Origin of the sequence: Streptomyces sp. NBC_01497 (assembly GCF_036250695.1) — a bacterium.
In the GTDB taxonomy this organism is placed as follows: Bacteria; Actinomycetota; Actinomycetes; order Streptomycetales; family Streptomycetaceae; genus Streptomyces.
This window is the reverse complement of record NZ_CP109427.1, coordinates 7,706,288-7,718,849: the sequence shown is the minus strand read 5'-3', so window position 1 is coordinate 7,718,849 and position 12,562 is coordinate 7,706,288. Positions and strand designations below refer to the sequence as shown.

The following is a 12,562-nucleotide window of genomic DNA, read 5'->3' as shown; positions in this document are numbered from 1 at the left end:
CCGGGTTTGATGACCGATGCCGCGGATGTCCCCGTCTCCCCCGCCTCCCTCCCCCTCTCGCGTCCCGCGTCCCCCGTCGGCCGCACGCGCGTGACGCTGCCGCGCGAGAAGGCAACGGCTGTTTTCACGACCGGATTTCGGGTGCCTCGGTGAGCGCCGACGAGGGGTCAGGGAGCGGGCACCGGTTCCTGCCGTCCTTCGGCAGGCTGCGACGGCGGGCCGCCGTGGTCGGATCCGCCGCGGCCACGTTCGGGGCCACCGGGGGTGAGCGACGGTCCGCACGGGCCATCGGCCGCGAGGACGAACAGCGGATCCTGCGCGAGTGGGAGGTGCTGCGGGACCGGCTGGCCTCGCTGGCGACGAAGCGCCTCGCCGATGTGGGCGACCTGCTGTCGGACGCCCGGCTGGAGTTCACCCCGCGCGAGGCGGAGCCGGCCGTGCGGCGCGACTACGAGTGGGCGATGGAGGCGTTCCAGGCGGCGGGCAAGATCCTCGACGAGGCGGCCGACCTGCCGGACCTGGCCGCGTCGCTGGTGCTCGCGGACCGGGCGCTGGAACGGTTCGCCGCCGCGCACGCCCGCCATGCGGGCCGGCCTCCGGCGCCCACGGTGGTGCGCTGCTTCTACAACCCGCTGCACGGCCGCGCGGAACGTGCCGTGCGACCACCCCGGAAGAAGAAGGGCGGCGGACGGGTGCGCGTCTCGGCGCGGGAGGCGGCGGCCGACCGGCGCCCCGCCTGCACGTCGTGCAGGCTCGCCATCCTGGCGGGCGAGACACCGGACGTACTGCCCGCGCTGTACGCGGTGGCTGTCTCGAAGCGCCGCAAGGCGAAGGTGTTCGTCCCCTATTACACGCTGCCGCAGCAGTCGTCACTGTGGTCGGCGACGGGCTGCGGCGCGTACGACGACGATGCTCCGGCCCAGGTGTTGCGCGGCGAGCATCGGCGCAGGGCCCGCGGGACGCGCTGAAGCGGGCGCTGCCGCCGCGGAGCGTGGGGCGGCCAGCGCGGGGGCGGCACCGGGGGAACACGGGCGGCCCGCCCCTCCCCCGCAATTGACCGCTGCACGCGTCTAGGCCGTACCGACCAGTCGGTACTAATGTCTGCTCAATCTTGGAGCGGGGCGTGGGCGCGGAGTGCGCCCGCGCCGCCGTGCTCCGGTATCCGCAGGAGGCCCCATGCCCATCCGTCCAGGCGGTCCCGGCGTTCTCTCCCGGCTGTGGTACCGGGAGTTGCCGCACTATCCGACGCCGGGCCGCCGGTACGCGAACCTCGCGATCGTCGTCATCACCACGGTCGTCCTGTACTACATGCTCTACGTCCAGTACGCGGTGGCGACGTCCATCATCACGCACTACGGCATGAGTTACACCTACTTCGTCTGGGTGTCCGTCCTCGGCAACCTCGTCGGCGCCTTCACCTCCCTCGTCGCGGGCCTCGCCGACCGCTGGGGCCGGGCGAACCTGGTCGTCTACGGGCTGCTGGTGGCCGGTCTGCTGCTGGTGTTCGCCCTGCCCTCGGCTCCGGACAAGACCCTGTACACCGTGGTGTTCTGCCTGGTGGGACTTGTCGAGGGCATCGTGCTGGTGGCGACGCCCGCGCTGATACGGGACTTCTCCCCGCAGCTCGGCCGGGCGACGGCGATGGGGTACTGGACCATGGGGCCGGTCCTCGGCTCGCTCGTCGTCACCGTCGTCACCAGCAGCACGCTCGACTCCTCCTCGTGGCAGGACGAGTTGAGGTACTCCGGCTTCGCCGGGCTGATCGTGTTCGTGGCGGCACTGTTCGCCCTGCGCGAGCTGTCGCCGGGGCTGCGCGGCCAGGTGATGGTGAGCCTGCGCGACCGGGCGCTGGTGGAGGCCAGGGCCCGGCGCGGCGGAAGCGGCCCCGCGGAGGCCGGCCGGGCCGGCACCGGGGCGAGCTGGCGGCAGATGCTCCGGCTCGACGTGGTGGGATCGGCCGCCGCGATCAGTGTCTTCCTGCTGCTGTACTTCGCCGCGGTGGGCAACTTCGTGGTGTACTTCTCGGCCAACTTCGGCTACAGCCAGCAGCGTACGAACGCGCTCGCCAACTGGTACTGGGGCGCCAACGCCATCGCACTCGTCGCGGTGGGTCTGCTGTCGGACCGGGTGCGGGTGCGCAAGCCGTTCATGCTGGTGGGCGCGGTGGGATCGATCGCCGCCACGTCCGTCTTCGCGGTGCTGGCGACCCACCACTCCACCGGGTACTACACCTTCGCCTGGCTCTTCGTCGCGATCGGTGTGCTGTCGGGTGTCGCGTACGCGCCCTGGATGGCGGGTTTCACCGAGACGGTGGAGAAGCACAACCCGGCGGCCACCGCGACCGGTCTCGCCGTGTGGGGGTGGACCCTGCGGATCGTGGTCGCGGCGTCGAGCGCGGTGCTGCCGCTGGTGGTGACCTCGGCGTCACCCCTGGTGGAGCACGGCGAGGCGGTCGCCGCCGCGCAGCGTGAGGCCGGGCCCGCGCTGAAGGTGGTGAACGCGCACGCGAGCCTGTTCGCCCAGCTAGGGAAGTACCCGGCGGGACAGGCACCGCAGGACGTCACGGCGCGGGCGGTGCGCGAGGTGGGCCCCGCGGGACTGGCGCTCGTGCAGAAGGCGCAGCCTCAGCTCGCCGTTCTCCAGCACTACGGGCCACAGGTCCAGAAGGCGAGCGAGGACGGCCCCGGACAGTGGCGGACGTGGTGGTGGGTGACGGTGGGCGGCCAGGTCGTGTTCGTGCCGTTCATCTTCGTCATGGCGGGCCGCTGGAGCCCGCGCAAGGCCCGGGAGGACGAGCGGGCGCACCGGGAGGCGGCCGAGCGCGAGGAGTTGGAGCTCGCGGGCGACACGGCCTGAGTGTGCGACCGAGCCGGTCCCCCCGGGGCACACACGCCCCGGGGGGACCGGCTCGGTCGGGTCGGGTCCCGGTCCGGCCGAACCGGTCCGGGCGGGCCGGGTCCGGGCGGGCCTTCCCCGCCGTCGTCACCCTCACTGTCCGCGTGCGGAGGTATGTCCGCTCCCGCGAGAACGATCACCGTTTGTCCCGAGTGTGTAACAGCGCGCCGCCCGCACAACTCTCCCGCTGCCCGGCCTGTCTGACTGTGCGTGACGTTGACCGACGTCATGACTGCGAGAGCAGGGGGAAGAACAATGAAGTTCACTCAGCGCGGTGTCGTGGCGGCAACAGCGGTCGCGGGCCTGGTGTGTACCGCGGTCGCCCTGGCACCCGTCGCCGGGGCCGCCCCGGCGTCGGGCTCCACGCCCGCCGCCGCCTCCTCCGCCGCCCCGGCGAAGGCGGCACCCGCGAAGGCAGCGCCGGCGAAGACCGCCAAGGCAGCCGCCGCGTACAACAACGCCTGCGGCACCGGCTACGGAGTGGTCAACTCCGCGCCCATCGGCTCCACGGGCACGGTCTACCTGACGTACAGCGCGAAGACCAAGAAGAACTGCGTCGTGACGGTCCGCACGAAGCCGGGCACCGCCGTCCACATGACGGCGTCGCTGGGCCTCGGCTCGCACACCGCGGACGTCGTGGACCAGGGCAACTACACGACGTACGCCGGTCCCGTGTACCTCAGCGCTCCGGCTCAGTGCGTCAGCTGGCGCGGTGAGATCGCGGGCTCCGTCGCGGGCAAGAACCAGACGAACTGCGCGGCGCTCGCGCGCTGACCGACCGCAGGGTCCGCCCGCGCGCGTGGTGCGGGAAGACGGCCCCGGACCGGCGGACGGCCGCCACCGGTCCGGGGCCGTGCGGCACCCGTGTCCTTCAGGCCGGCTCGTGATCGTGCTCGTGGTCGCGTGACGGGGCGCGGCCCGGCGGCTGGAGCGGCGCCGGGTGCACCGTCCAGGACGGCAGCTTGCGCTCCACCGGCGCGGAGACGGTGACCGTGATCTCCTCGCCGCAGTGCTTCAGCGTCAGCGGCTCGCCCTCCAGGAGTGTGTACGTGGCGCCCGTTGCCTTGATCTCCACCGCGAGCCGGCGCCCGAAGATGTGCACCTTGAACGCGAGCCTGCGCAGCCGTTCCGGGAGCTTGGGGGTGAACTCCAGCTTGTCGCCGCGGTGCCGCATGCCGCCGAAGCCGGCGACGAGCGCCATCCAGGTGCCCGCGAGCGACGCGATGTGGACGCCGTCGCGGGTGTTGTTCTCCTTGTCCTCCAGGTCCATCAGGGCCGCTTCGACCAAGTAGTCGTAGGCGAGCCTGAGATGGCCGACCTCTGCGGCCATCACCGACTGCACGCAGGCGGAGAGGGACGAGTCACGAACGGTCAGCGGCTCGTAGTAGGCGAAGTTGCGCGCCTTTTGGTCCGCGTCGAACTGCTCACCGCACGTGTACATCGCCAGGACCAGGTCCGCCTGTTTGACGACCTGCTTGCGGTAGAGGTCGAAGTACGGGAAGTGCAGCAGCAGCGGGTACTGGTCGGGCCGGGTGCCCGCGAAGTCCCACACCTGGTGGCCGGTGAAGCCCGCGTGCTGTTCGTGCACGCCCAGTTCACTGTTGTAGGGCATGTTCATCGCGTCGGCGGCATCCCGCCACGCGGCGCTCTCCTCGTCGTCCACGCCCAGTTCCGCGGCCCGCCGGGGATGGCGTTCCGCCGCGTCCGCCGCGTCGTGGAGGTTGGCGCGCGCCATGAGGTTCGTGTACGTGTTGTCGTCCATCGCCGCGCTGTACTCGTCCGGGCCCGTGACCCCGTCGATGTGGAAGACACCGTGGTGGTCGTGGTGGCCGAGAGAACGCCACAACCTGGCTGTCTCCACGAGGAGTTCGACCGCGATCTCCCGTTCGAACCGCTCGTCGCCGGTCGCGCTGACGTACCGTACGGCCGCGCTCGCGATGTCCGCGTTGACGTGGAACGCGGCCGTGCCCGCCGGCCAGTAGGCCGAGCATTCGGAGCCCTCGATGGTGCGCCAGGGGAACGCGGCGCCCTCCAGGCCGAGCTGTTCGGCGCGGTCCTGCGCGGCGGGCAGGGTGCTGTGACGCCAGCGCAGCGCCTCCTCCACCGCGTGCGGGGCCGTGTAGGTCAGCAGCGGGAGGACGAACATCTCGGTGTCCCAGAAGCTGTGCCCGTCGTAACCCGAGCCGGTCAGTCCCTTCGCCGGGACGGCCCGCTGTTCGGCGCGCGCACCGGCCTGCAGAACATGGAAGAGAGCGAAACGCACGGCCTGCTGGATCTCCTCGTCGCCCTCGACCTCGACGTCGGCGCGGGACCAGAAGTCGTCCATGTAGGAGCGCTGTTCGCGCACGAGCCCGTCCCACCCGGTACTGACGGCCTGGGCGAGGGCCGCGTCGACCTGGTCGCGCACGCCGGGCAGGGAACGGGTGGAGGACCAGCCGTAGGCGACGGCCTTGTCCACCCGGAGCACCTCGCCCGGCTGGAGGTGCGTGGTGATGGTGACCCGGCCGACGTCCTTGCCGCTCTCGCTGCTCGTACGGGTCGAGTCGGGGCCGGTGATGCCGTGGTCGGCGGCGGCGGCGACCCGCAGCCCGCTGCGTGCCGTGGTGTGCACGAGCCGCAATCGGCCCTCGTGGGCGTAGTGCTCCTCGGAGACGAGGGGCGACTCCAGGGCCACGGCCGCGCGGGGATCGCCGTCGCTGCCGGGGAGTTGCTCGTTGGCAATCAGCTCGGACTGCACGACGAGGCGTACGTCCGCGTCGACGGCCTCGACCTCGTAGCGCACGGCGGCGATCGAGCGCTGGCTGAAGGAGACGAGGCGGGTCGAACGGACCCTGATGGCGCAGCCCGCGGGCGAGACCCACTCGCAGGTCCGGTGCAGCAGGCCGGTCTTGAGGTCGAGGACGCGCTCGTGGGAGCGGACGTCGCCGTAGCGCAGGTCGAACGGTTCGTCGTCGACGAGGAGCCGGAAGACCTTGCCGTTGGTGACGTTGATGACCGTCTGCCCCGACTCGGGGTAGCCGTACCCGGCTTCCGCGTACGGCAGGGGGTGCAGTTCGTGGACACCGTTGAGGTACGAGCCGGGCAGACCGTGCGGCTCCCCCTCGTCCAGGTTGCCGCGCCAGCCGACGTGGCCGTTGGAGAGCGCGAAGACGGACTCGCTCTGCGGCAGGACGTCGAGGTTGATCCCGGACTCGCGCAGGACCCAGGGTTCGACCGTGTAGTTGGAGTGCGTGATCACGCGTCCGCCCCCAGTTCCGCGAGGTCCTTCACCACGATGTCGGCGCCGTGTTCGCGCAGCGCGTCGGACTGGCCCACCCGGTCGACCCCGACGACGTAGCCGAAGTGCCCCGACTTGCCCGCGTCCATGCCGGCGAGCGCGTCCTCGTAGACGGCGCAGTCCCCGGGCGCGACGTCGAGGTCGTGCGCGGCGGCGAGGAAGGTGTCCGGCCGCGGCTTGCCGGGCAGGCGCCGCTCGGCGGCCACGACACCGTCGATCCGGACCTCGAAGAGGTCTTCCGCGTTCACCGACCGCAGGATGTCCCGGCAGTTGGCGCTGGACGAGACCACTGCGGTGCGCAGGCCGAGCTCGCGGGCGGCCCGGACGTAGCGCAGGGTGCCCTCGTACGGTTCGACGCCGTCGGTGCGGATCTTCTCAAGGACGAGGGTGTTCTTGCGGTTGCCGAGTCCGTGGACGGTGTCCTTGTCCTCCGGGTCGCTGTCCTTGCCCTCCGGCAGTTCGATGTCGCGGGAGGCGAGGAAGGAGCGGACGCCGTCGGCGCGCGGCAGGCCGTCGACGTACCGGTCGTAGTCGTCCGGGGTGAACGGGCGGAAGCCGTCGCCGTCACGTCGTCGGAGGAATTCGTCGAACATCTCCTTCCAGGCCGCGGCATGCACGACGGCGGTCTTGGTGATGACGCCGTCCAGGTCGAACAGACACGCCCGGATGTGTTCCGGCAGACCGAGTTTCTTCATGGCACCCACCTTCCCCCGCCAGGAGGGATCCCCTCCCGAAGACGCGCAGATGAGGTGAGTCCCACTCACGCAGCCGCTGGTCGGCGTGGTGCCTGTGACGGGCGCCACGACGGCGGGGTGCCGGCCGGAGGGGAACGCGGCCGGCGGCCAGGGGCCCCGTGGTGCGCTGAGGGCGGTGAACGGGGGCAGACGGAGCGCATGCGAAGGCTCTACGGAACGGGTGTGGCGCTCGGCGCGCTCTGCGCGGCGCTCGCGGTGACGGTGACGGGTTGCGACAGCGGCGGCGGCCCCGCCGGGGGTGGCGCGTGGCCCGCCCCGGGCCGCACGGCAGCGAGCGGTGCCCGGGACGCCTCCCCGGCGGCCGGCGCCTCCCCGTCCTCGATGCCGCTCGGACCGAAGGACCGGCTCGTCATCACGACCGAGAACGGCGTACGGCTGCGGCCCGCCGACGACGGCCGGGCACGTGTGCACGGCGCGGCCCGGGGCCACTGGTCGCACCACGACGGCGTCCGGGTGCTCGATCTGGTCTGCCCGGGCAGCGGGTCCTGCGCGCGGATGCCGACCGTCGAGGTGCCCGCCACGACGCCGGTGACGGTGTCGGCGCACAACGCGGGCATCGACGTGGCCGGGCTGAAGGGGAGTCTGAACCTCTCGACGGTCAACGGTGACGTCACGAGCACCGGCGCCGGGAGCTCCCGCGCCTCCATCGCGCTGGCCACCCGCAACGGCTCCGTGCGCACCACGGGGCTGGCTGCGGCGAGCCTCGCGGCGTCGACCGTGAACGGGGACGTGGTCCTCGGCTGTGTGCACGCGCCCGGCTCGGTGAACGCCGTGACCACCAACGGGTCCGTCGCCCTGACCGTGCCGCGCGGGGCGCCCTCCTACGCGGTGCGCGCCACATCGCGCAACGGGCAGAGCCGTATCGATGTACCGACCCGGCAGGGCGGCCCCGAGACGCTGACGCTGCGGACGGTCAACGGCGACGTGACGGCGTCCGAGGGGGCTTAGCCCGGAGGGATCCGAGCCGGACGGTGTCGGTGCTCTCCACGATCGTGCGGGCACACGTTCGTGGGGTGGTGGGCACCAGCGCGCGGCCGGGCCCGCCGACGGGGCCCCGGCCGGCGAGCCGCACGACCACGCCATCCGCCGGACAGGGGCGCCACCGCCACGAGAAGCCGGTGGCACCGGTTCGCGATGCCGCTCCGGACAGGGCGGCATCGGCGGTGTCGGCGCCATGACGCGAGCCGCGGGCGGTGCGGCGCCGGGCCCGGTCCCGTTGACCGCGGCGCTCGCGGACGATGAGGCAGGCCGACGCACAGCTCGTGCTCCGCCATCACGGCGGACCGGCCACGGCACCGTGGATCGAGAAGGGGTCAGCGGGACGGCCGCCCGCCCGCCTGACCGGCCGTCCTGCCGCTGTTCAGCGCACGGAGTTGCTCCGGGTCGGCCGTCGGGCGCTCCTTGTGCACGAACGCGCGGCGCAGGGCGTGGTAGGGCGCCCGGGGGTCGAGGAAGGTGGCACTCATCCGGGCGATCTCCTCCTGCCGGTACACATCCAGCGGTTTGACGGACTGTTCGTCCGCGAACCGTCCCTTCTTCTCGGCGATCCGCTGTTGCGTGGACGGCTGTGCGGCGGTGCGCACAGCGAGCGCCGTCGCCCGCTCGGTGAAGTCCGAGGGCCCGCAGTGGATGATCCGGTCGACGAGGCCCAGGCGTTCGGCCGCGGCTGTGCTCACCGGCAGGGCTTCCCCGGTCAGGCGCCGGGCGGCATCGGGGCCCACCCGGCGCGGCAGGGTGTACGTCCAGTACTCGGAGCCGTACAGGCCCATCAGCCGGTAGTGGGGGTTCAGGACGACGCCGGAGCGGCACCACACCTCGTCCGCCGCCAGCGCCAGCATCGCGCCGCCCGCTCCGGCGTTGCCTCCCAGCGCCGCGACGGTGATCCGGTCGGTGGTGCTCAGCACCGCCTCGACCAGGTCGTCCATCGCGTGGATGTTCGCGAAGGACTCCGCGACCGGGTCGTCGGCGGCCTCGATCACGCCCAAGTGGATCCCGTTCGAGAAGAAGTCCCGGCCGCCTCCGAGCACCAGGACCGAGGTCGGCCGTGCGCAGGCGTGACGGTACGCGGCGAGAAGCCGCCGGCAGTGGCCGGTGCTCATCGCCCCGCCGGGAAAGGAGAAGCCCAGCATGCCGACCGGGCCGTCCTCCCGGTAGCGGATGTCCTTCCACGTCTCGCCGTCCTCCGCCGGCTCCTCGGCCACCGCCAGATCCGGCAGCGAGGCGCCGAGGGCGAGCACCGCCGGAAGCTTGACGCGGGGCGGGCCGCCCGGTCGCCTGCGGGCCCGCAGTTCGGGGATCCACACCGCGCCGTCGACCGTGGCGCGGCAGACGGCGCCGGCCCGGGTGGCCAGCAGTTCGCCGGGGCGCCCCCGCAGCCGTTCCTCGGGGTGGCCGCCGTGCAGGAACCACTCGGCGCCGCACAGTTCGTCCAGGACCCCCGGCTGGGAGTCAGCGGCCCGCAGCGCCCGGAGCACCGTGGCCGTACTGTCCGCCCGCCAGTCGATCCGTCTGCGCCTCTGATCGAAGTAGGGCCGGGTGCGTCCCGGCGCCGCCATCCGCGACTGGCACGTCGGTACGTACGTACCCGAGCCGACGCGCTCGACCGCGAGCTGGACCGCCTCCATCGCGGCGTCGGCGACCTCGCCCCGGTAGAGATCGCTCTTGGCGACCTTCTCGGTCAGGGAGAAGGGCACGGTGGCCCAGACGTCGCCGCCGTCCATCACCTCGCCCGCCTCCAGGACCGTCACGCCCCACTGCCGGGTGCCCTCCTGCAGCGCCCAGTCCAGGGAGGAGGGGCCGCGGTCGCCGACCGGCCCGGGGTGCACGATCAGGCAGCGGTACGCGGACCACACGTCGTGGGGGATCGCGCTCTTCAGCATCGGCGCCAGGATCAGCTCCGGTCTGTGCCGCTGGACGGCCTTCCTCAGCGCGTCGTCGTCGAAAGCGATCTGCACGGCCAACTGATGCCCGCAGTCCCGCAGTTCGACGAGCACGCGTTGGGTCAGGCTGTTGAACGCGCTGACGACGAGCAGGATTCTCACGGCTGCCTCCCGGCTGCCCGGCACGCGGAGGGCAGCGGTCCAGCCATCGGCGATCATCCCGTTCGGGCAACGGCACGGGAGGCATGCGCGCCGGAGGGTCACCCGATCAGCTCGGCCCGGGGCAGCAGCCGACGGGCCGGCCGAGGACGGAACGGCCCGGGTCCGCATCCGCGCACGACGGCCGGGCGCCACCCGCTCCCGCGGCCGGCCGGGCGCCACGACGGTCCGCTCCGTCGGGTCCCCGCTCCCTCCGGTGTCGCCGACACGTCTCGATGCCTGACACGGCCCGGCCGATGCCCGCTGAGCGTCGGTCGACGGCACCCGCGCGCCCACGACCGGTTGGCCCGAACGAAACAGCCTGGTCGCCCTCGCGAAGGATTGACGCCTCCGGCCCACCGGTCCGGCCCGCCGTCGTGTGCTCCACCCCCACGTGATGAATCGTACATATATTCGATAGGACACCTGTTCGGGTGACGCGCTACGCTGGCCGGTATGTCCGTATCACTCCAAGGCTCGCTGTTCGACCAGGCACCGACGCCCCGGCTCGGGCCGCTCGGCGCGACCCGGCGCACGGTCCTCGGCGACGGGGCGTGGATCGATCTGCTGCCCGGCTGGCTGACCGGCGCCGACACGCTGTTCGAGACGCTGGCAGTCGAGGTGCCGTGGCAGGCCGAGCGGCGCCGGATGTACGAGCGGGAGGTGGCGGTGCCGCGGCTCCTCTGCTTCTACCGGGCGCAGGACGAGCTGCCCGACCCCGTACTGGACGACGCCAGGTCCGCGCTGAGCACGCACTACGGCGACGAGCTCGGTGAACCCTTCCGGACGGCCGGTCTCTGCTTCTACCGGGACGGCCGCGACAGCGTCGCCTGGCACGGCGACCGCATCGGCCGCGGCTCACGCGAGGACACCATGGTGGCCATCCTGTCGGTGGGCGAACCGCGCGACCTCGCGCTGCGGCCCCGGGGCGGCGGCGCGGCGCGGCGTGTACCCCTGGGCCACGGGGACCTGGTGGTGATGGGCGGCTCGTGCCAGCGCACCTGGGAGCACGCCATCCTCAAGACCGCCCGTCCGGTGGGTCCGCGCATCAGCATCCAGTTCCGCCCCCGCGACGTGCGCTGAGCGTTCGGCCGCGCCGCGGGCACGGCGGCGATTCCCCGGCGCGGGGCGGGTGACGCTTTGGGAGGCGGACCCGCGGGCGCGCCGTGCGCCTCCCGATCTACGGTGGGCCCGTGACCTATGACATCGCCTCGATACGCGCCCGGTTCCCCGCCCTCGACAGCGGGGTCGCCTTCTTCGACGGGCCCGGCGGGACCCAGACCCCCCGGTCCGTCATCGACGCCGTCGCCGCCGCCATGGCCGCCCCGCTGTCCAACAGGGGGCGGCTGACGGCCGGCGAGCTCAACTCCGACCGGATCGTCATCGGCGCCCGCACGGCGCTCGGGGACCTGCTGGGCGCGGCACCCGGCGGCATCGTGTTCGGGCGCAGCGCCACCCAGCTGACGTACGACCTGGCCCGCACGCTCGCCAGGACCTGGGCGCCGGGCGACGAGGTGGTCGTCACCCGGCTGGACCACGACGCGAACATCCGGCCCTGGACGCAGGCGGCGGAGGCCGTGGGCGCCGTCGTGCGGTGGGCGGACTTCGACCCGGAGACCGGTGAACTGGCGCCCTCCGACATCGCGGCCGTCCTCACGGAGCGGACCCGTCTGGTGGCCGTCACCGCCGCGTCCAACCTGATCGGCACACGCCCGCCGGTGGCGAGGATCGCGGAGCTGGTCCACGCGGCCGGGGCCCTGCTGCACGTGGACGGCGTGCACCACACCGCGCACGCGTGCGTCGACCTCGGGCCGCTCGGCGCCGACACGTACGTCTGTTCCGCGTACAAGTTCCTCGGTCCGCACCTGGGCGTGCTCGCGGGCAGCCCCGAACTGCTGGCGGAACTGCGGCCGGACAAGCTGCTGCCCTCCTCGAACGCGGTGCCCGAGCGGTTCGAACTCGGCACGCTGCCCTACGAACTCCTCGCCGGAGCCGAGGCCGCGGTGGACTTCCTCGCCGGGCTCGCAGGCGACGACGCCGGGACCGGGACCCGTCGGGAGCGGCTCGTCCGCTCGTTCGCAGCGCTGGAGGGCCACGAGGACGTGCTGCGCGGGCGGATCGAGTCCGGGCTCGCGGGGATCCCCGGCCTGACGGTGCACTCGCGTGCCAAGGACCGTACGCCGACGCTGCTGATGACCTTCGAGGGCCGGGACGCCGCGGACGCCTACCGGTTCCTCGCCGAACGCGACATCGCGGCCCCGGCCGCCTCCTTCTACGCGCTGGAGGCGTCCCGCAGGATCGGACTCGGCGACGCGGGCGGCCTGCGGATCGGCCTCGCCCCCTACAACGACGCGAGCGACGTGGACCGGCTCATCGAAGGACTGGCCCGGTTCACCGGCGCGTGATGCGCCTGCAGGGCCGAGAGGCGGCCGGCGGGCGGCCGCCGCGCGGGGCGAGACGCCGGCGCCCGGGGCCGAGAGGGGCGTTGGGCCACCCGGGAGCGCGGCCCCGCCCGCCCCGCCGGGGCCGCTCACCGCGCTCCCGGGATACGGCGGGCG

At 73.0% G+C, this 12,562-nt stretch carries 9 protein-coding genes; 6 read left to right on the top strand and 3 right to left on the bottom strand.

Annotated elements, in window-relative coordinates:
• The first annotated feature begins 149 nt into the window (after positions 1-149).
• The 3 genes from OG310_RS32685 to OG310_RS32675 all read left to right on the top strand — a co-directional run bounded on the left by OG310_RS32685 (position 150) and on the right by OG310_RS32675 (position 3,669).
• The gene (locus OG310_RS32685) at positions 150-968 is read left to right on the top strand and encodes a hypothetical protein (RefSeq protein ID WP_329459453.1); all 819 of its coding nucleotides are present in this window, start codon (positions 150-152) and stop codon (positions 966-968) included.
• Positions 969-1,176: 208 nt separating this feature from the next.
• Positions 1,177-2,856 (top strand): MFS transporter, encoded by a 1,680-nt coding sequence (locus OG310_RS32680; RefSeq protein WP_329459452.1) that lies wholly within the window; start codon positions 1,177-1,179, stop codon positions 2,854-2,856.
• A 294-nt stretch (positions 2,857-3,150) separates the two neighbouring features.
• Complete coding sequence (locus OG310_RS32675) at positions 3,151-3,669, top strand: spore-associated protein A (protein ID WP_329459451.1); 519 nt, start codon at positions 3,151-3,153, stop codon at positions 3,667-3,669.
• A gap of 97 nt (positions 3,670-3,766) precedes the next feature.
• Here OG310_RS32675 and OG310_RS32670 read toward each other — a convergent pair whose 3' ends face one another.
• Together OG310_RS32670 and OG310_RS32665 are read right to left on the bottom strand one after the other, a co-directional pair.
• On the bottom strand, positions 3,767-6,133 hold the full coding sequence (locus tag OG310_RS32670; RefSeq protein WP_329459450.1) for a glycoside hydrolase family 65 protein: 2,367 nt from the start codon (positions 6,131-6,133) through the stop codon (positions 3,767-3,769).
• Complete coding sequence (locus OG310_RS32665; RefSeq protein ID WP_329459449.1) at positions 6,130-6,867, bottom strand: HAD family hydrolase; 738 nt, start codon at positions 6,865-6,867, stop codon at positions 6,130-6,132. Before OG310_RS32665 ends, OG310_RS32670 begins: the two co-directional genes overlap by 4 nt.
• A gap of 198 nt (positions 6,868-7,065) precedes the next feature.
• Between OG310_RS32665 and OG310_RS32660 the strand changes: the two genes are divergently transcribed.
• The gene (locus OG310_RS32660; RefSeq protein ID WP_329459448.1) at positions 7,066-7,875 is read left to right on the top strand and encodes a DUF4097 family beta strand repeat-containing protein; all 810 of its coding nucleotides are present in this window, start codon (positions 7,066-7,068) and stop codon (positions 7,873-7,875) included.
• A 365-nt stretch (positions 7,876-8,240) separates the two neighbouring features.
• On the opposite strand, the gene OG310_RS32655 is transcribed toward OG310_RS32660, so the two are convergent.
• Positions 8,241-9,968: a hydrogenase maturation protein gene (locus OG310_RS32655; RefSeq protein WP_329459447.1), complete on the bottom strand. Its 1,728-nt coding sequence runs from the start codon at positions 9,966-9,968 to the stop codon at positions 8,241-8,243.
• A gap of 492 nt (positions 9,969-10,460) precedes the next feature.
• Here OG310_RS32655 and OG310_RS32650 point away from each other — a divergent pair, with 492 nt between their 5' ends.
• Complete coding sequence (locus OG310_RS32650) at positions 10,461-11,087, top strand: alpha-ketoglutarate-dependent dioxygenase AlkB (protein ID WP_329459446.1); 627 nt, start codon at positions 10,461-10,463, stop codon at positions 11,085-11,087.
• A gap of 110 nt (positions 11,088-11,197) precedes the next feature.
• Entirely contained in the window at positions 11,198-12,409 is a 1,212-nt protein-coding gene (locus tag OG310_RS32645; protein ID WP_329459445.1) for a cysteine desulfurase-like protein, read from the top strand.
• The last annotated feature ends 153 nt before the right edge of the window (positions 12,410-12,562 follow it).

Coding starts and splice junctions, on each gene's coding strand:
- OG310_RS32680 (WP_329459452.1), top strand. CDS start 1,177: ATGCCCATCCGTCCAGGCGGTCCCGGCGTTCTCTCCCGGCTGTGGTAC.
- OG310_RS32675 (WP_329459451.1), top strand. CDS start 3,151: ATGAAGTTCACTCAGCGCGGTGTCGTGGCGGCAACAGCGGTCGCGGGC.
- OG310_RS32665 (WP_329459449.1), bottom strand. CDS start 6,867: ATGAAGAAACTCGGTCTGCCGGAACACATCCGGGCGTGTCTGTTCGAC.
- OG310_RS32660 (WP_329459448.1), top strand. CDS start 7,066: ATGCGAAGGCTCTACGGAACGGGTGTGGCGCTCGGCGCGCTCTGCGCG.
- OG310_RS32650 (WP_329459446.1), top strand. CDS start 10,461: ATGTCCGTATCACTCCAAGGCTCGCTGTTCGACCAGGCACCGACGCCC.